This window comes from Streptomyces sp. NBC_00045 (assembly GCF_045041095.1).
Lineage (GTDB): Bacteria > Actinomycetota > Actinomycetes > Streptomycetales > Streptomycetaceae > Streptomyces.
The window spans coordinates 4,649,792-4,666,807 of sequence record NZ_CP108271.1 but is presented as its reverse complement, the minus strand read 5'-3'; the positions used below and the strand labels follow the sequence as shown (position 1 = coordinate 4,666,807).

The following is a 17,016-nucleotide window of genomic DNA, read 5'->3' as shown; positions in this document are numbered from 1 at the left end:
GCGCCGTTGGCGGGGTCCGGCCCCCCAACACCCCCCGGGCGGAGCCCGGTGGACGGGAGGGGGCGGGGAGGGGCGGCCCCGCGCAGCGGCCGTGCGCACCGGCCGGCCACTGCCGCCGGCCCCGCCCCGGGCCGATGGACGGAGTCCGGCGCAACGGCGCAACGGCGCGAAGCCGGGAAGGCGCCCCGGCGCCGAGGCGTGCGAGCGGCGCGTCAGAAGACCGAGAGGCCCGTCAGGGTGGTGAAGCGGTCCAGGGCGGCCGCGGCCGCGACCGAGTTGCCGTGGGGGTCCAGGCCCGGGCTCCAGGCGGCCAGCGTGCACCGTCCCGGGACGACCGCCACGATCCCGCCGCCCACGCCGCTCTTGCCCGGCAGGCCCACCCGGTAGGCGAACTCTCCGGCCGCGTCGTACGTCCCGCAGGTCAGCATCACCGCGTTGACCTGCTTCGCCTCGCTCCGCGTCAGCAGCCGCGAGCCGTCCGCGCGCAGCCCGTGCCGGGCCAGGAACCGCGCCGCCCGTGCCAGGTCGGCGCAGCTCATCTCGATGGAGCACTGCCAGAAGTAGTGGTCGAGCAGCGTCGGCACGGGGTTGTCGATGTTCCCGTAGGAAGCCATGAAGTGCGCGAGCGCGGCGTTGCGGTCGCCGTGCTCCTGCTCGGACGCGGCCACTTCCGCGTCGAAGCCGAGGTCCGGGTTGCCGCTTTCCTGCCGCAGGAACTCCAGCAGCTCGCTGCTCGCGTCGCCCGTCAGTGTCTGCAGCCGGTCGGTGACGACGAGCGCGCCCGCGTTGATGAACGGATTGCGCGGAATGCCGTTCTCGTACTCCAGCTGCACGAGGGAGTTGAACGGGTTGCCCGACGGCTCCCGCCCGACCCGCTCCCACAGGCTGTCGCCGCCCTCGGCCAGTGCCAGGGCCAGGGCGAACACCTTGGTGATCGACTGCGCGGAGAACGGCACCTGCCAGTCCCCCACCCCGTACACGTTGCCGTCGAGATCGGCGACGGCCATGCCGAACTGCCCGGCGTCCACGGACGCGAGCGCCGGGATGTACTCGGCGGGCGTACCGCTGCCCACCAAGGGGGCGATGTCCGCCGCGATCCGCTCCAGCAGCTCCTGGTAGTCCACCGGGCCCGCGCTCCCTAGGCCTTGGAGCCGCGGTGCAGCGCGACGATGCCGCCGCTCAGGTTGCGCCAGGCGACCTTGGACCAGCCGGCCTTCTGCAGCAGCGCGGCCAGCGCCGGCTGGTCCGGCCATTCGCGGATCGACTCGGCGAGGTACACGTAGGCATCGGGGTTGGAGGACACGGCGCGGGCCACCGGCGGCAGGGCGCGCATCAGGTACTCGGTGTAGACCGTGCGGAACGGCGCCCAGGTGGGCTGCGAGAACTCGCAGATGACGACCTGGCCGCCGGGCTTGGTCACCCGGTACAGCTCGCTCAGCGCGGCGTCGGTGTCCTGGACGTTGCGCAGGCCGAAGGAGATCGTCACGGTGTCGAAGACGTCGTCCTTGAACGGCAGCTTCGTCGCGTCGCCCGCGGTCAGCGGCAGCCAGGAGTGGCGCTTCTTGCCCTCGCGGAGCATGCCGAGGGAGAAGTCGCAGGGGACGACGTACGCGCCGGTCGCGGCGAACGGCAGCGAGGACGTCGCGGTTCCGGCGGCCAGGTCCAGCACCTTGTGTCCGGGGCGCGCGCCGACCGCCTTGGCGACCTCCTTGCGCCACAGGCGGGCCTGTCCGAGGGAGAGGACGTCGTTGGTGAGGTCGTAGTTCGCCGCCACACCGTCGAACATGGAGGCGACTTCGTGCGGCTGCTTGTCCAGGGAAGCCCTTGTCACTGGCGTTCGCCCCTTGGTGTGCGATGCGGATCGGCGGTCTGCGGACCATCCTCTCAGGCCTGGCCCGCCGCCCGGCCCGGGGCCCGCTACCGGGCGGTGCGCAGGGGCGGGGCAGCGGTGCGCAGCGGTGGGGCAGCGGTGCGCACAACTGGCCCGATGGACAGTTACGCGGAGCCCGCGCAGCCGCGTTGACTGGCCGGAACGGTCCGACAAGGACCGCCGAAACACGATATTCCCGAACAAAGGGCTCCACGATGCCGGCAGGCCAATCCATCGGTCGAGGCCGTTCCACCGGCCGCGGTTCCCCCCTCGGCCCGCGCGCCCGGCGCCGGGCCGAGCGGCGAAAGCGGCTCCGCCGTACGTTCCTCGGCTCGGCGGCGCTGGTCGCCGCCCTGGCGACCGCGTACGCGGTGGTGCCGCTGGACGACGCCGAGTCCGTCTCCGACAGCGTGGCCGCGCCGCCCGCCGCGCCGCCCGACCGGGACGCCGCCGTTCCGTCCCCTTCGGGTTCCTCCGGCTCCCCCCAGGCCGGCCCGTCCTCCGCCCCGCCGGCGAAGCCGGGCGTCACGGACGCGAAGCCGGGCGGCGGCTCCGGTTCCGCGGTGCCGCAGTCCGGGCCGGGGGTGTTCGCGGCCTCTTCCCGTTCCGGGCAGGCGCAGGGCAAGGGGACCGTCCGCAAGTGGCGGATCGAGGTCGAGGAGGGCAGCGGGGTGGACGCCGACACCGCCGCGCACGCCGTGGAGAAGATCCTCGGGGACCCGCGGGGCTGGATCAAGGACCCGGCGTACGGCTTCCAGCTCGTCGGCACCGGCCAGCCGGTGGACTTCACCGTGAAGATCGCCACACCCACGACGACCGACCGGCTGTGCGAGGTGGTCACCCCGGAACTGATCGGTGAGACGAACTGCCGGGCCGGTCACACGGTCGTGGTCAACCTCAAGCGCTGGCTGGAGGGATCACCGCAGTTCAAGGGTGCCGTGGAGGAGTACCGGGCGCTGATCGTCAATCACGAGGTGGGCCACGAAATAGGCCACGACCACGAGACCTGCCCGGGCCCCGGAAAGCCCGCTCCGGCGATGATGCAGCAGATCAAGGGGCTGCTCGGCTGCGAGGCCAACGCCTGGCCGTTCGACGGAAATGGAACCTACCTGTCGGGACCACCCGTCCCTTAAGGCACAGGGAGCGCCGATGTGTTGACCAGCGCATCGGCCGGTGCCGAGGAGTGGAACCATGAATGTCGTCAGATTCAGCGTCCCCGCCTGGTTTCCGCCCCGTACGGGGGAGGAGCTGCGGCGGGAGGTCCAGCTCACCGAGCAGGAGTCGACCGTGTTCCTGTGCCTTGCGACCGGCGCCTCGAACGCGGAACTCGCCGGGGAGCTGCAACTGTCCGTCAGCACGGTCAAGTTCCACGTCCACAACATCCGGGCGAAGCTGGGCGGCATAAGCCGCCTCCAGGCCTGTCTCCTGGCCGCCCTGGCCCGAGAGGGCGTCAGGACCTAGCGGCGGCGGTGCAGGAGACGGCCTGCGATCACGGTGGCCACGCAGGTGGTGGCGCCCTGCTTCAGGAGCGCTTCGGCGTCGGGGGCCGCGAAGACCGCGAAACGGGCCGGGGTGCCCGGCTCCAAGGTGCCGAAGAAGGCCTGTTCGGCCGTGTCGCGGCCGGCGAAGGGGTCCAGGGACGGCAGGTCCGGGGACGGCAGGTCCGGGGACGGCAGGTCCGGGGGCGTCGCGGCCGCGGGCGGGAGGAGCGTGAGGCCCGAGCGGATCACTGCCGTCCGCACGGACGGGACCGTGAGCCGCCCGGTCACCGCCACGACCCCGCGGGCCAGTAGCTTCTGCGTGGCCCGGCGGGCGCTGTTGCCCCAGCGGGACTCGGTCATCGACAGGCCGGCCAGCGCCTCGGCCCCGCTGATGGGGTCCGCGCCGAGCTCGGCGGTCTCGTACGGGTCGTCCGGGTAGTACGTGCGCTCCAGGAGCTCGTCCGCCCCGCGTACGAGCAGCCCCGGCGTCAGTACGCCGGGCCAGCGCCGGACCCGGGCGTGCGGCCAGGCCGCGCCGAGCTCCTCGTACGGGCCCACGCGGCTGATCCGGTCCCCGTCGACGAGGACCGCCCCGCCGGGCAGCGGCGCGGCCCCTGGTCCGGCGACGAGGAGATCGGCGGTGTGAAGCGTCAGCACCGGGCCTCAGTTCGTCGGGATGAGCTTCAGCTCGGGGTGCGCGGTGCCGCCTTCGATCGCGGTGGAGGAGATGTGCGAGACCACGCGGTCGTCGACGGGGTCGTTCGCCGGGTCTTCGTGCACGGCGAGGTGCTCGTACGTCGTCGCGCGCTGCGCGGGGACGCGGCCCGCCTTGCGGATCAGGTCGATGATCTCCTGCCGGTTCGACCGGTGCTTGGCTCCGGCCGAGGAGACCACGTTCTCCTCCAGCATGATCGAGCCGAGGTCGTCCGCGCCGTAGTGCAGCGAGAGCTGGCCGGCCTCCTTGCCCACGGTGAGCCAGGAGCCCTGGATGTGGGCGATGTTGTCGAGGAAGAGCCGCGCGATCGCGATCATCCGCAGGTACTCGAAGACCGTCGCCTGGGTCCGGCCCTTGAGGTGGTTGTTCTCGGGCTGGTACGTGTACGGGATGAAGGCGCGGAAGCCGCCCGTGCGGTCCTGCGTGTCGCGGATCATCGCGATGTGTTCGATGCGTTCGGCGTTGGTCTCGCCGGTGCCCATCAGCATGGTGGAGGTGGATTCCACGCCCAGCCCGTGGGCGATCTCCATGATCTCCAGCCAGCGCTCGCCGGATTCCTTCAGCGGGGCGATCGCCTTGCGCGGCCGCTCCGGCAGGAGTTCGGCGCCGGCGCCCGCGAAGGAGTCCAGGCCGGCCGCGTGGATGCGGCGGATGGCCTCCTCGGCGCTCACGCCCGAGATCCGGGCCATGTGGTCGACCTCGGACGCGCCGAGGGAGTGGATGACCAGCTGCGGGAACGCCTTCTTGATGGCGGAGAAGTGCTCCTCGTAGTACTCCACGCCGTAGTCGGGGTGGTGTCCGCCCTGGAACATGATCTGCGTGCCGCCGAGCTCGACGGTCTCCGCGCAGCGGCGCAGGATGTCGTCGAGGTCGCGGGACCAGCCCTTCTTGGTGTCCTTGGGGGCCGCGTAGAAGGCGCAGAACTTGCACGCCGTGACGCACACGTTGGTGTAGTTGATGTTGCGCTCGATGATGTACGTCGCGATGTGCTCGGTGCCGGCGTAACGGCGGCGGCGCACCGCGTCGGCCGCCTGGCCGAGCGCGTGCAGCGGGGCGTGCCGGTAGAGGTCGAGCGCCTCTTCCTTGGTGATCCGGCCCCCTGCGGCGGCGCGGTCGAGGACAGACTGGAGAGCGGCCTGGTCGGTCACCGGTGCGTCACCTTTCGGCGGTGTGTCAAGAGGTACGGACCGATCCAGCCTACGCCAGGGCCCGGCCTCGGATTTCAGGGGATGCGGGTGAGGTCGCCCTCGGGGTTTCCGGCCGGGACGTCGCCCGACTTGTAGTGGAGCGTCCCGTCGGCGTTGAGGGTGAAACGCTCGTTGGCGGACCCGTTGGAGCAGACGCCGGGGGCCGGGTTGGGGCCGCCCGTGGTGTTCAGGACGAGGGAGCGGTCGGTGGCGGAGGCCAGCTTCCAGTCGCCGCTGCAGTCGGTACCGAGGACGGGGAGGATCGACTTGTCCCGGCCCACGACCTCGCCGACCCTGCCGGTCTTTATGGTGATCTCGAATTCGGCGGCGACGCCCGCGCGGGCGGTGGTGACCGTGCCCTTCCAGGTGCCGGTGAGCTCCTTGGGGACGTCTCCCCGGGTGCCGCTCGGTGTCGCTCCCGACGGTGCGGGGGTGGCCGCGGAGGCCGTGCCCGAGCCCTTCGGGGGTGTGGCAGCGGTGTGGTCCTGGTCGCCGCCGGTGCCCGGGAGCAGCCCGAGCCCGTACAGACCGCCGCCGGACAGTACGGCCAGGACGGCCGTCGCCGCGAGGACCAGCGAGCAGCTGAACCGCCGTCCGGCCGCGTTGAAGGTGACCTGGCGGGCCGCGTCGGGGGCGGTCCGCGGCTGCGGCACACCACCGCCGGAGGTCGCGGTGGGACTGCCGTGGACGGCGGCCGGCGGCGGCCCGTAGGGACCGTACGGGTTCTGCCCGTGGGCCGCGGCGAAGGAGCCGCTGCCCGGAGTCGTGAATCCGGCGCCGGGCTGCGTCCCGCCGGCCGGCACGGCCTGGCCGGCGTACAGGGGGGCCCGGCCGTACGAAGGGTCGGGCGCCCCGAACGAGCCTCCCGTGAACGACACCGGCCCGGACCCGGACTCCGCCGGACCCGACCCGCCCCCGGAGTGATCGGCCTCCAGGTCCAGCAGGGCGACCGCTGCGCGGCTGGCCTCTTCCACGAGGGGCGCGGGAAGCCAGCCGCGGGTGTGGAGGGCTCCGGCGAGGGTCTGCGCGATCGCCTCCGGGGCGGGCCGGTCGGCGGCCGTCTTGGCCAGGCAGGCCGCGATCAGCTCGCGCAGTCCGCCGGCCGGGACCGCGTCGAGGTCCGGCGGTTCGTGAACCACCTTGTAGAGGAGGGTCGCCGAGTTGTCCCCGGTGAACGGCGGCTGCCCGGTCGCCGCGTAGGCCAGCACCGCGCCGAGCGAGAACACGTCGGCGGCGCCGGTGATCCCCTTGCCGAGGATCTGCTCGGGGGACATGTAGCCGGGCGAGCCGATGGAGACGCCGGTGGAGGTGAGGGAGGCGGTCCCGTCGGTGGCCCGCGCGATGCCGAAGTCGATCAGCCGGGGGCCGTCGAGGCTCAGCATCACGTTCGACGGCTTCACGTCCCGGTGGACGAGGCCCAGCCCGTGGACGGCCACCAAGGCGCGGGCCAGGCCTTCTCCGACGGCCCGTACGGAGGCTTCGGGAAGGGGCCCGTGCGCGGCCACCGCGCCGCCCAGGGAGGGCCCCGCCACGTACCCGGTGGCCACCCACGGCACCGTCGCCTCCGGGTCGGCGTCCAGGACGGGCGCGGTCCACTCGCCGCCGACGCGCCGCGCGGCCTCGACCTCGCGGCGGAACCGGGCGCGGAACTCCTCGTCGGAGGCGAAGTGCGGGTGCACGATCTTGACGGCCACCGTCCGGCCGCCCGCGCTGCGGCCCAGGTAGACCCGTCCCATGCCGCCGGAGCCGAGCCGGCCGAGCAGCCGGTACGCGCCGATGGTCCGCGGTTCGCCTGCGTCGAGCGGCTGCATCGCGTCCCCCTCCCCGTTCGGTCCCTGATCGCCAAGAGCACCTTAGAGCCGTCACCGGCCCGTCGGGGCGGATCCGGCCGGCTCGAACCCGGCGGGCACCTGCTCAAGGGCCTGCGGGTCGGGGCCGAGGACGTCGCGGTCGGCAGGCCGAGCCGGGTGTCGACGACAGGGCTCGCGGGCGCCACGTGCGCGCTCCGCCGAATGGGGTACTCCGCATTCCCGTCCGATGGTCGGAAAAGCGAAAAGAGGGGGGAATTCCCGGGAAACGGCATATCCCCCGCGACCGGAACCCTGGCTACCGCCCGTTAATCGATCCGGGGATGCGATCAGACGCGCGCGCCGTCACCGTTCAGCAGCTCCACGGCGACATCCTCGGGATAGCCCGTGGTCGCTCCCGTACGTCGCGCGAATTCCCTTACACCGGCCAACTGTTCGGGCCCGAAGCGGAAGTCGAGCGTCGTGAAGTACCGCTGCAACAGATCGGCGTCGAAGGCCTCCCAGCGGGCCGCCTGCTCGGCGACCTTGGCGACCTCTTCGAGGGAGAGGTCACGGGAGTCGAGGAAGGCCTCGTGGACCTTGCGGACGACGACCGGCTCGCGGGCGAGGTAGTCCTTGCGGGCGGCCCAGACGGCGAAGACGAACGGCAGTCCGGTCCACTCCTTCCACATCAGCCCCAGGTCGTGGACGTCGAGGCCTAGCCGGGGCGCATCGTGCAGCGAGGCGCGCAGCGCGGCGTCCCCGATCAGCACGGCCGCGTCGGCCTCCTGCATCATCAGGCCCAGGTCGGGCGGGCAGGTGTAGTAGTCCGGCTCGACCCCGTACCGCTCGGAAAGCAGCAGCTGGGCGAGGCGTACGGACGTGCGGGAGGTCGAACCGAGCGCGACCCGGGCCCCGTCCAGCTGGTCCAGCGGCACCTGCGAAACGATCACGCAGGACATCACCGGGCCGTCGCAGCCGACCGCGAGATCGGGGAACGCGACGAGCTGGTCGGCATTGCGGAGGAACTCCACGAGGGTGATCGGACCCATGTCGAGCTCCCCCTGGACGAGGCGCTCGCTCAGCTTCTCGGGGGTGTCCTTGGTCAGCTCCAGGTCCAGCAACGTGCCGGTTCTGGCCAGCCCCCAGTAGAGGGGAAGGCAGTTCAGGAACTGAATGTGGCCGACGCGGGGCCGGCTGCGATAGACGTCCACATCGCGAGACTAGCCCCCGCGTCTCCGTCAGCCTTCAGGCGGGCCTCAAACGTCCGAGTGACGTGATCTTTCCCTCTGGTCTCCGCCGCAGGGTGCGTGCTAGGCTCGTCGCAAGTTGCAGTTTGGTTTCCCTTGCAGTACGAGGCCTGCGGAGAATGTGACCCGCAGGCTTTTGTAGTTTTCAGACTTCTTAGCAGGTTCTGGAGCAGGGCGACCCTTTGGCCCATAGGAGGGCTCATGGCTACCGGAACCGTGAAGTGGTTCAACGCTGAAAAGGGCTTCGGCTTCATCGCCCAGGACGGCGGCGGCCCGGATGTCTTCGTCCACTACTCCGCGATCAACGCCTCTGGCTTCCGCTCCCTGGAGGAGAACCAGATGGTGAACTTCGACGTCACGCAGGGTCCGAAGGGCCCGCAGGCGGAGAACGTCACCCCGGCCTAGTCGCCTGGGCCAACCTAATCGCGGTTGGATAGCAGTACCCAAGGAGCCCTGCCTCCTCCGTTCACTCGGAGGCGGTGGGGCTCCTGCCTTTCCCCTCCCGGAGTGGGGGACGGGGCGAACGCCATCGCCCCCGCCACCGTGAACACGGTGACGGGGGCGATGGCGTTCGCGGGCGAGCCCGCGGGGACGGGCTACCGGAACCCGGCGGCTCGTCCCGACCGCATCACTGCTTGCCGGCCGTCGTCGACGTCGGCGTCGGCGTCGGCGTCACCGGGGGCGTCGGCGTCGTCGTCGGGGCGGCCGTGATCTTGAGGTCCAGGATCAGGACCACGTTGTCCTTCGTGATCAGGCGGAGGCGGTACGTGCCCGGGGCCACGTCCGTGGTGAACAGCTCCGGCAGCGCGATCTTGCCGTCGGCGCCCGTCGGGGCGAGGAGCAGGCTGGTGACCTTCTTCCCGTCCTTGTCCTTGAACCAGGGGCCCTTGGACTTCGCCGGGTCCACCGGCACCCACGCGCCGGCCTCGTTCTGCTCGACCAGCCCGGCGGTGACCTGCGTGCCCTCCACCGCCTTGTCCTTGGCGGTGGCCGTGACCTCCACACCGGTGAAGCTCTTGCCCGCGACGACCTCCAGCGGCTTCGCCGCGTCGGCGTCGGTACGGGTCAACTTGTCCGCGACCGGGGCCGGCTTCGCCGTGACGGTGCCGGTGAAGTTCACCGTGAGCTGGGCGGCGGTGTTGTAGGCCGCGACCCGCAGGGTGAAGCCGCCCGCCTTGGCTCCGGCCTTCAGGCCGGGCAGGGTCGCGACGCCCTCGGAGTCGGTGTCGACCACGAGGAAGGTCTTGCCCTCCGCCCCGATGGAGGAGCCCGTGGTGTCGTCCTTGAGCTCGAACAGGATCGGCTTGGCGGCGGCCGGCTTGCCGTCGCTGAGCAGCGCCTTGATCCGCGGGGCCGTGGCGAACGCGGACCCGGCTTCGGCCTTGAGCTCCGCGCTGCCGACCAGCTCCAGCTTGGCCAGGGTCGGGGCCGGCGGCGTCGGCTTCTGCGGCTCGGTCGGCTTCTGCGGCGTGGGCGTCGGCTTCGGGGTCGGATTCGGCTTCGGGGTGTGCGACGGCGTGCTCGGGCTCGGCGTGGGCAGCGTCGTCGTGGGCGGCGTCGGGTAGTTCCCGACGGGCGGGTTCGGCACTCCGGCGGCACCGTTCTGGTACTGGTGCATGTACCCGACCACGGTGTTCACGTACTCGCGGGAGTTGTTGTAGCTGAGGATCGCCCGGTCGAGCTGCGCCTCGTCCGAGAGGTTCCGGTCGCCCGCGCACAGGTAGAGGCCGGCGCCCAGCGCCGCGTCGTAGATGTTGTTCGGGTCGCGCTTGGAGTCCCCGTTGCCGTCGGCACCCCACTTCTCCCAGGTGGAGGGGATGAACTGCAGCGGGCCGACGGCGCGGTCGTAGACGGCGTCACCGTCGAACTCGCCCTTGTCGGTGTCCTTGATCTCGGCGAAGCCGTTGCCGTCGAGGCGCGGGCCGCGGATCGGCTTCTCGGTGTAGCCGTCGGCCTTGAGCCCGTAGCCGGAGGCGTGCACGGACTCGACCCTGCCTATGCCGGCGAGCAGCTGCCAGGGCAGCTTGCAGCCGGGAAGCGCGGCGGCCACCGAGAGCTCGGCGCGCTTGTAGGCGTCGAGTGCGGTCGCGGGGATACCGCTGGCACCCTCGGCCGCGCCCGTGCCCGTGGTGGGCGGTGCGGCCGGGTCGGCGAGCGGGTCGGGCAGGTCGAGGCGGGCGTCACCGCGGTCGGTGGCCTGGGGGCTGTCCGGGGTCGGTTCGGACTCCCCCGCGTCGGCGGTGGACGTGTTGGTCACCACGGCGGCGGTCGTCAGGCTGGCCGCGAGCGCGGCCGTGCACAGGACCTTGCGCGAGGTGTTGACGAGGTGACGGTGAAGCGGCTTCACAGTTCGGCGATCCCCCCAAGGCGGCCGACAAGGTATACGGCGGGTCGAGCCGTGGATATTCACTGTCTATCAGGTATTCCGACGCGACTCGCCGCTACCCCGACAGATATGACACACCATTCGTCTCGGCTTCACCGGGTCCTCACGACCGAACGGACAACATCCGCCGTTGCGCGCCGGAAAGACCCCAATGAACCCTGGTTTGACCGTGATTGCGCTTTGGGGCCGGATTCACTCTCCCGCGTCCGCCCGAGCATGGGCGTGGACCCGCTGCAGCAGCGCCTGCAGCGTGGCCCGTTCGGCCGCATCGAGCGGGGCCAACAGACGGTCGCCGACGGCCTCGGTCTCCGCCGCCAATTCGTCCAACAACAGCCGGCCCGGCTCGCTGATGCTCGCCAGGACGCGGCGCCGGTCGGCCGTGTCGCGCTCCCGCCCGACGTATCCGAGCCGGGCGAGACCGTCGAGGACCTTGACCACGTCGCTCGGGTGCACGTCGAGCCGCTCGGCGAGATCGCGCTGCGGCTGCGGCCCGTGATCGTCGAGGGCGGCGAGCACGGCCATGTCCCACAGCCGCAGCCCGTGCGCGGCGAGCCGGTCACCGACGAGGGTGCGGGCCTCCTTGCCCACCGTGGAGAGCAAGTACGGGGTGAGGGAGGTCAGTCGGGGCGTCGAGAGCGGCAGCATGGATACATTGTAGGGTGACACCAATCATTGGTTCCCACCTACTGATTGACGGAGCCCGCCATGGACGCCCTGCATCCCCGACTCCTCGTCGCCCGCTTCGGCGAAACCTTCCGCTTCTACGACGCCCTGCTCCCCGAACTGCTCGGCGCGACGCGCACCCGCGGCGGCGGCGACGGCCCGTACGCCTCCTGGGACGTGGCCGACCAGGGCGTGCTCTCACTGTTGGACCGCTCGGCGATGGCCGCCACGGTGGCACCGCTGGACACCGCCACCGCCTCCGCCTCCGCCTCCGCCTCCGCCGACCGCAGCATGCTGGTCAGCCGCGTCCCCGACGTGGACACCGCGTACGCCGCCTGCCTGGCCCGCGGCGCCACCCCGGCGGCCCCGCCCGCCGACCGCCCGGAGTGGGGCCCGACCCTGCGCAGCGCCCACGTCCGCGACCCCGAGGGCAACCTGTGGGAGCTCCAGTCGTACTAGCGGGCCGCCCCGCGTCGCACCCGTGCGCGGGGTACCCCGGTCACTAGGGTCATCGCCATGACCACCGATCCGATCCGCGTCCCCGACCTGTCGGACCGCCCCCACCGGCTGACCGTCGAACGCTCGATGATCGCCGGCGAGCACACCCTGTACGCGGGCTGGACCGAGGAGTTCGACCGCTGGTTCGCCGCACCGGGCTCGGTCCTGATGAGGGCCGAAGTGAACGCGCCGTTCTTCTTCGAGACGGAGTTCGCACCGGAGCCGGGGGCCACGCCGACCAGACACCCGCATTACGGGCGCTTCCTGCGGCTGGTCCCCAACCACCTCGTGGAGCTGACGTGGGTGACGGGCCGGGGCGGCACGGAGGGAGCCGAGACGGTGCTCACCGTCGAGCTCCTCCCCCACCCCATCGGCACGCACCTGCGGCTGACCCACGCCGGCTTCCTCGACGAGGCCTCCCGCGACAACCACGAGGCGGCCTGGCAACAGATCCTGGAGCGCCAGGACGAGGTCCTCACCGGCTCCGACTGACAGCCCCTATGCAATGTCACTGATTTCGGTCATCCCCTCACCCAGCGTGTCGGACCCGCCGTACGCTTTTCGGTATTGCGTGTACGGCCCGTACGGACGAGGGCGGTTCAGCCTGTGAACGACCTGTCAGACCGCGAGGAACAGCCGGAGCGACCCATGGAGGTCGACGGCACCACGTACCTCTTCAAGGCGCTCGGAAAAATGATCAAGGCGCTCCGAGAAGCGGCGGGCCTCCAGCAGAAGGAACTGGCCGCACGGGTGCGGGTGAGCGAGGAGCTGATCTCCTCGATCGAACGGGGAGTACGCACCCCCCAGCCGGACTTCCTGGAGAACACCGACCGGGCGCTGTGCGCCAACGGGGTCCTGCTGGCGGCGATCCCGGAGGTAAAGGAGGCCCTGAAACGCGCCCGCACCCGGCATCCCGACTGGTTCCGCAAGTTCGCGGAGGCGGAAGCGGCGTCGGTGGCCCTGCATTACTACGGCCATCAGGGTGTGCCTGGCATGCTTCAGACGGAAGCCCACGCGCGATCCATCTTCGTGAAACGCCGCCCCCTCCTATCCGAGGAGACCATCGAGAAGCGCGTCACGGACCGGTTGGCTCGCCAGCAGATCTTCGAGCAGTGGCCTTCGCCCACCTTCAGCTTCGTACTCGACCACAGCCTGCTGATGCGCCCCGTCGGCGGCCCGGCAGCGCACGAAAAGCAGCTGCGCCGCTTCATCGAGATCGGCAGCCTGCGCACCGTCGAACTCCAGGTCATGCCGTTTGACCGGCGCGAACATGCCGCGATGGGAGGCTCGTTCACCCTCCTCACCCCCAAGGGTCGCCAGCAGGTCGCCTACACCGAGAGCTACGGCCACCCCAACCTCATCACCGATCCGGAACAGGTACGGATCTACGCGGAGCGCTATGGGATCATCCGGGCACAGGCGCTGACGCCGGATGAGTCACTGGCTCTGATCGAGAAGATGCTGGGAGAAAGATGAATTCCACCGACCTGGCTTGGTTCAAGAGCTCCTACAGCGATGGCGAGGGCGGCGAGTGCGTCGAAGTCGCCTTCGACTGGCGGAAGTCGAGCTACAGCAGCGGCGAAGGCGGCGAGTGTGTCGAGGTAGCCGCCTGCGCGAGCACCGTCCACGTCCGGGACTCCAAGGTGACCTCAGGGCCCGAGTTGGCCGTGGCGCCGACCGCCTGGGCCGCGTTCCTGGGTGGCATCAGCCTCTAGCCGACGGTGTGGCCCAGGGCACCCCCGTGCGCGCCCTGGGCCGGTCCGGCTAGATGTTCTTCAGGTAGCCGCTCTTGAACCCGTACGCGTTGGCCTTGACCTGGTGCCGCTTGTCGATCTCGATGCCGAAGCCCCGGTAGATGATCGAGCCCTCCCAGATCACCTCGCCGATGGCGGTACCGCTGGCCAGCTGCGCCTTCGGGACGCTGTGACCGATGGACACGGCGGCGTTGTAGTTGCGCTTGGCGCAGTCCGCGTGGTCGACCTTCGTGATGGACGAGCCGTTGGTGTAGTAGTTCACCCACAGGCTGAGCTTGGTGACCGTGACGCCGAGGATCTTCTGCTTCACGGAGTACGTGGTCTCCCACCAGCCCCGGGAGAGCTTGCCGCCGGCCGCGACCCCGTCGGCGTCGGCATCGGGCTTGAAGGTGGCGTCGCTGTCGGCCTGGATCTGGACGTCGCCGTCCTTGAGGTTCACGAGCGAGTGCACGGACTTCCCGGCCTCGGGAACGTCGGCGGCCTCCTGGAGCAGCGCCTTCAGGTTCTCGGGGTCCTCGGTGTAGTCGAGGAACTTGATCTTCTTGTCGTGCGCCAGCGCGTCGAACTCCTTGAGGGTGGCCGCGGCCTCCGGCTCGGTGCTGTTCTTCAGGCTGTTCTCGTAGGAGGCGATGCGCATGCCGTCGCCGGAGATGATCGAGGCGTTGGCGGTTCCCGTACCCAGCAGTGCGGCGGCGGCGAGGCCGACGAAGGCCGTGGTGGCGAGGCGGCGGGTGGTGGCCATGGACATGGGTGACTGACCCTCTCGGGTTGGGGGGTGGCTTGGCTTGGTGCGGCGTCAGTCAACCAGCGGACCAAGGGCTTCCGGCTCAAGGGTTCCTCAGAACTCGATCATGAAGGGGAGCCTTTGCCTCCAGGCTCAACTCGCCCTCAATTTACCGCCGTTGCACCTATCTTGACGTAACGTCAGGCATTGGAAGCCCTCGCCGCGTCCGACAGGATCCGGGCCAGTTCCGCCGGCGCCGAGAACATCGGCCAGTGCCCCGTCTCCATCTGCACGAGGCTCCACCGCTCGCCCTCCAGGAGCCCCGTCACCACCGGGCCGGGGTCCTCACCGTCCAGCAGGCACTTCACGTACAGCGCAGGGAGTTCGGGCAGCGCGCCCGTGAGCTCCGCCGGTTCCGTGAGGGTGGCGCCCGGGTGCGGGGTCGAGCCCGACACGATGCGGTCGATCTGCTCCGCGTCCAGGCCCTGGCCCGCGTAGTCGTCGGCGGTCAGCGGGGGCCAGGAGCCGCCGTGGGCGTCGATCTCGGCCTGCACCGGCCACGCGTCCGAGAAGGACTTGCCGTCCACCGGGACGTTGGCGTCCACGAACACCACCCGGGCCAGCCGGTCCCCCATCCGCTCGGCGGCCTGGCCGACCGGGATGCCCGAGTAGCTGTGGCCGACGAGGACCACCTCGCGCAGGTCGAGGCGTTCGACCTCGGACACGATGTCCCGGACGTGCGTCTGCTGTCCGGCCGGTTCGCCCTGCCGCTCGGCCAGGCCGGACAGCGTCAGCGGATGGACGCCGTGCCCCGCAGCGCGCAGCCGCTCGGCCACCTCCTCCCACGCCCACGAGCCGAGCCATGTGCCTGCCACCAGTACGTAGTTCGTCATGGCGGCACCGTAGCCCGGCCCACTGACAACGACGCTCCGGCCGTCAGTCCCCGTACAGCGCGTCGATCTCCGTCGCGTAGCGCTGCGCCACCGCCGTGCGGCGGAGCTTGAGGGTCGGGGTCAAGGTGCCCGCCTCGACGGTGAAGTCCTCCGGCAGGACGTGGAAGGCGCGGATGCGGGCCGGGCGCGAGACCGTTCCGTTGGCCGCCGTGACCGCCTCCTCGACCAGGGCGCGGACCGCCGGGTGGGCGGCCGCCCGGGGCAGGTCCAGGTCGAGGCCCTCGCGCCGCGCCCAGGCCGTGATCTCCTCCGCGTCCAGGGTGATCAGGGCGACGGGGTGGGGCCGGTGGTCGCCGATCAGGACCGCCCGCGACACGTACCGGGAGCGCTGGACGGCGAACTCGACCTCCGTCGGCGTGATGTTCTTCCCCGCCGAGGTGATGATCAGCTCCTTCTTGCGGCCGGTGATCGACAGGAACCCGTCGGCGTCCACCTCCCCCAGGTCCCCGGTGTGCAGCCAGCCCTGCGCATCCAGCGCCCGCTCCGTCGCGGCCGGGTCCGCGTGGTAGCCCGGGAAGACCATCGGGCCCCGGACCAGGACCTCGCCGTCCTGCGCGATGCGGACCTCACAGCCCGCGATGGGCCGGCCGACCGTGCCGGGGCGCACGGCCCCCGGGTGGTTCAGGCTGATCAGCCCGGCGGTCTCGGTCATCCCGTAGCCCTCGTAGATCGCGATCCCGCAGGCCCGCAGGAAGTCCATGGTCGCCGGGGCGATCGGCGCCGCCCCGGTCACCGCCTGGTTCAGCCGGCCGCCGAAGGCGCCCCTGACCAGCGAGTACAGGTTCTTCTCCGCCTCCTCGTACGCCGGCCGGTCGGACTCGGGCAGTCGTCCCTCCGCCGCCAGCACCCCGAGCCGCACCGCCTCCCGGAAGCGGTCCGCGCCGCCCTCCTGGGACTCGGCCAGCGACAGCACCACCGAGTGCACCTTCTCGAACAGGCGCGGCACGGACGGCAGGTGGGTGGGCCGCGCCTCGCCCAGCTCGGACAGCACGTCCTCGATGCGGCCGCCGAAGTAGCACAGCTCACCGCCCTCCAGCAGGGTCGTGAACTGGATCAGCTGAGCCAGCACGTGCGCCAGCGGCAGGTACAGGTAGGTGGAGTCGCCCGGTCCGCCCTGGATCAGCGGGAGCGTCGCGTCCTGGATGGCGCCCGTGTTGCCGTGCGTGATGCGGCAGCCCTTGGGCAAGCCCGTCGTCCCCGAGGTGTAGACGATCGACGCGTCCGCCTCCGGGGCCACCCGCCGGGCCCGCTCCAGGAGTTCCGCCTCCGGAACCGGTTCGAGGCCCGCCGGCGCGTCCGTGCCCGTCAGCGCGTCCATCCGTACGACCGCGCGCAGCGCCGGGAGCTTCGCCCGCAGCGCCTCCACCCGGTCCGCCTGCGCCGCGTCGTCGCAGACCACGGCCACCGCCTCCGAGTCCGCAAGCACCCAGGCCAGCTCCTCCTCCCCCGCCGTCGGGTACACCGGTACGAGGACCGCGCCCGCCGCCAGGATCCCGAAGTGGGTGTACGTCCACGCCGGCCGCGTCTCGGCCAGGACCGCCACCCGCTCGCCGGGACCGACCCCCAGCGCGAGCAGCGCCCGACCCGTCCGCCGTACCGCCGCGCCCAGCTCCGCGTACGTACGGGTCTCCCACCCGCCGTCCGGCGACCGGAACCGCAGCGCGGTCTCCTGCCCGTACCTGTCCTCGGTCCACTGGGTGAACACCGCCAGCGTGTGCGGCCGACCGTCCATGGCTTCCCCTCCCGGG

The 17,016-nt window shown here is 71.3% G+C and carries 18 protein-coding genes; 7 read left to right on the top strand and 11 right to left on the bottom strand.

Annotation, left to right across the window (positions count from 1 at the left end; all coding sequences use genetic code 11):
• Positions 1–212: 212 nt before the first annotated feature.
• Both OHA65_RS21945 and OHA65_RS21940 read right to left on the bottom strand, forming a co-directional pair.
• Positions 213–1,124 carry a glutaminase gene (locus tag OHA65_RS21945; protein ID WP_327284818.1) on the bottom strand — a complete coding sequence of 304 codons (912 nt, stop codon included), beginning with the start codon at positions 1,122–1,124 and terminating at the stop codon, positions 213–215.
• A gap of 14 nt (positions 1,125–1,138) precedes the next feature.
• Positions 1,139–1,831 (bottom strand): demethylmenaquinone methyltransferase, encoded by a 693-nt coding sequence (locus OHA65_RS21940; protein WP_327284817.1) that lies wholly within the window; start codon positions 1,829–1,831, stop codon positions 1,139–1,141.
• A gap of 254 nt (positions 1,832–2,085) precedes the next feature.
• Between OHA65_RS21940 and OHA65_RS21935 the strand changes: the two genes are divergently transcribed.
• Together OHA65_RS21935 and OHA65_RS21930 are read left to right on the top strand one after the other, a co-directional pair.
• The gene (locus tag OHA65_RS21935) at positions 2,086–3,003 is read left to right on the top strand and encodes a DUF3152 domain-containing protein (RefSeq protein WP_327284816.1); all 918 of its coding nucleotides are present in this window, start codon (positions 2,086–2,088) and stop codon (positions 3,001–3,003) included.
• A 58-nt stretch (positions 3,004–3,061) separates the two neighbouring features.
• The gene (locus tag OHA65_RS21930; protein WP_327284815.1) at positions 3,062–3,331 is read left to right on the top strand and encodes a helix-turn-helix transcriptional regulator; all 270 of its coding nucleotides are present in this window, start codon (positions 3,062–3,064) and stop codon (positions 3,329–3,331) included.
• On the opposite strand, the gene OHA65_RS21925 is transcribed toward OHA65_RS21930, so the two are convergent.
• The 4 genes from OHA65_RS21925 to OHA65_RS21910 all read right to left on the bottom strand — a co-directional run bounded on the left by OHA65_RS21925 (position 3,328) and on the right by OHA65_RS21910 (position 8,254).
• Complete coding sequence (locus OHA65_RS21925; protein ID WP_329314280.1) at positions 3,328–4,008, bottom strand: imidazolonepropionase-like domain-containing protein; 681 nt, start codon at positions 4,006–4,008, stop codon at positions 3,328–3,330. The genes OHA65_RS21930 and OHA65_RS21925 overlap by 4 nt on opposite strands.
• 6 nt (positions 4,009–4,014) lie before the next feature.
• A complete protein-coding gene (gene mqnC / locus OHA65_RS21920) occupies positions 4,015–5,214 on the bottom strand; it encodes a cyclic dehypoxanthinyl futalosine synthase (protein WP_328763364.1) in 1,200 nt (399 codons plus the stop codon).
• Between the two features lie 74 nt (positions 5,215–5,288).
• Entirely contained in the window at positions 5,289–7,064 is a 1,776-nt protein-coding gene (locus tag OHA65_RS21915) for a serine/threonine-protein kinase (protein ID WP_329314278.1), read from the bottom strand.
• A gap of 326 nt (positions 7,065–7,390) precedes the next feature.
• On the bottom strand, positions 7,391–8,254 hold the full coding sequence (locus OHA65_RS21910; RefSeq protein WP_327284811.1) for a menaquinone biosynthesis protein: 864 nt from the start codon (positions 8,252–8,254) through the stop codon (positions 7,391–7,393).
• A gap of 237 nt (positions 8,255–8,491) precedes the next feature.
• On the opposite strand from OHA65_RS21910, the gene OHA65_RS21905 reads away from it, so the two are divergent.
• Positions 8,492–8,695: a cold-shock protein gene (locus OHA65_RS21905; RefSeq protein WP_030162033.1), complete on the top strand. Its 204-nt coding sequence runs from the start codon at positions 8,492–8,494 to the stop codon at positions 8,693–8,695.
• 223 nt (positions 8,696–8,918) lie between these two features.
• On the opposite strand, the gene OHA65_RS21900 is transcribed toward OHA65_RS21905, so the two are convergent.
• Both OHA65_RS21900 and OHA65_RS21895 read right to left on the bottom strand, forming a co-directional pair.
• The gene (locus OHA65_RS21900) at positions 8,919–10,637 is read right to left on the bottom strand and encodes a hypothetical protein (protein ID WP_329314276.1); all 1,719 of its coding nucleotides are present in this window, start codon (positions 10,635–10,637) and stop codon (positions 8,919–8,921) included.
• Positions 10,638–10,868: 231 nt separating this feature from the next.
• Positions 10,869–11,321, bottom strand: coding sequence for a MarR family transcriptional regulator (locus OHA65_RS21895; RefSeq protein WP_327284809.1), 453 nt, complete (start codon positions 11,319–11,321; stop codon positions 10,869–10,871).
• Positions 11,322–11,381: 60 nt separating this feature from the next.
• Here OHA65_RS21895 and OHA65_RS21890 point away from each other — a divergent pair, with 60 nt between their 5' ends.
• From OHA65_RS21890 to OHA65_RS21875, 4 genes are all read left to right on the top strand, one after another.
• Positions 11,382–11,798: a VOC family protein gene (locus OHA65_RS21890; protein WP_405762316.1), complete on the top strand. Its 417-nt coding sequence runs from the start codon at positions 11,382–11,384 to the stop codon at positions 11,796–11,798.
• Positions 11,799–11,855: 57 nt separating this feature from the next.
• Positions 11,856–12,329 carry an SRPBCC domain-containing protein gene (locus tag OHA65_RS21885; RefSeq protein WP_329314272.1) on the top strand — a complete coding sequence of 158 codons (474 nt, stop codon included), beginning with the start codon at positions 11,856–11,858 and terminating at the stop codon, positions 12,327–12,329.
• A gap of 156 nt (positions 12,330–12,485) precedes the next feature.
• Positions 12,486–13,313 carry a helix-turn-helix transcriptional regulator gene (locus tag OHA65_RS21880; protein WP_328763361.1) on the top strand — a complete coding sequence of 276 codons (828 nt, stop codon included), beginning with the start codon at positions 12,486–12,488 and terminating at the stop codon, positions 13,311–13,313.
• Positions 13,310–13,552: a DUF397 domain-containing protein gene (locus OHA65_RS21875; protein ID WP_329314270.1), complete on the top strand. Its 243-nt coding sequence runs from the start codon at positions 13,310–13,312 to the stop codon at positions 13,550–13,552. Before OHA65_RS21880 ends, OHA65_RS21875 begins: the two co-directional genes overlap by 4 nt.
• Before the next feature lie 49 nt (positions 13,553–13,601).
• Here OHA65_RS21875 and OHA65_RS21870 read toward each other — a convergent pair whose 3' ends face one another.
• From OHA65_RS21870 to OHA65_RS21860, 3 genes are all read right to left on the bottom strand, one after another.
• Positions 13,602–14,339 (bottom strand): hypothetical protein, encoded by a 738-nt coding sequence (locus OHA65_RS21870; RefSeq protein ID WP_329314268.1) that lies wholly within the window; start codon positions 14,337–14,339, stop codon positions 13,602–13,604.
• A 176-nt stretch (positions 14,340–14,515) separates the two neighbouring features.
• Positions 14,516–15,208, bottom strand: coding sequence for an alpha/beta hydrolase (locus OHA65_RS21865; RefSeq protein ID WP_327284803.1), 693 nt, complete (start codon positions 15,206–15,208; stop codon positions 14,516–14,518).
• 43 nt (positions 15,209–15,251) lie between these two features.
• Positions 15,252–17,000, bottom strand: a complete 1,749-nt coding sequence (locus OHA65_RS21860; protein ID WP_405756438.1) for an AMP-dependent synthetase/ligase — start codon at positions 16,998–17,000, stop codon at positions 15,252–15,254.
• Between the last annotated feature and the right edge of the window lie 16 nt (positions 17,001–17,016).

Coding starts and splice junctions, on each gene's coding strand:
- OHA65_RS21895 (WP_327284809.1), bottom strand. CDS start 11,321: ATGCTGCCGCTCTCGACGCCCCGACTGACCTCCCTCACCCCGTACTTG.
- OHA65_RS21930 (WP_327284815.1), top strand. CDS start 3,062: ATGAATGTCGTCAGATTCAGCGTCCCCGCCTGGTTTCCGCCCCGTACG.
- OHA65_RS21875 (WP_329314270.1), top strand. CDS start 13,310: ATGAATTCCACCGACCTGGCTTGGTTCAAGAGCTCCTACAGCGATGGC.
- OHA65_RS21915 (WP_329314278.1), bottom strand. CDS start 7,064: ATGCAGCCGCTCGACGCAGGCGAACCGCGGACCATCGGCGCGTACCGG.
- OHA65_RS21890 (WP_405762316.1), top strand. CDS start 11,382: ATGGACGCCCTGCATCCCCGACTCCTCGTCGCCCGCTTCGGCGAAACC.
- OHA65_RS21880 (WP_328763361.1), top strand. CDS start 12,486: ATGGAGGTCGACGGCACCACGTACCTCTTCAAGGCGCTCGGAAAAATG.
- OHA65_RS21865 (WP_327284803.1), bottom strand. CDS start 15,208: ATGACGAACTACGTACTGGTGGCAGGCACATGGCTCGGCTCGTGGGCG.
- OHA65_RS21870 (WP_329314268.1), bottom strand. CDS start 14,339: ATGTCCATGGCCACCACCCGCCGCCTCGCCACCACGGCCTTCGTCGGC.
- OHA65_RS21935 (WP_327284816.1), top strand. CDS start 2,086: ATGCCGGCAGGCCAATCCATCGGTCGAGGCCGTTCCACCGGCCGCGGT.
- OHA65_RS21860 (WP_405756438.1), bottom strand. CDS start 17,000: ATGGACGGTCGGCCGCACACGCTGGCGGTGTTCACCCAGTGGACCGAG.
- OHA65_RS21885 (WP_329314272.1), top strand. CDS start 11,856: ATGACCACCGATCCGATCCGCGTCCCCGACCTGTCGGACCGCCCCCAC.
- OHA65_RS21905 (WP_030162033.1), top strand. CDS start 8,492: ATGGCTACCGGAACCGTGAAGTGGTTCAACGCTGAAAAGGGCTTCGGC.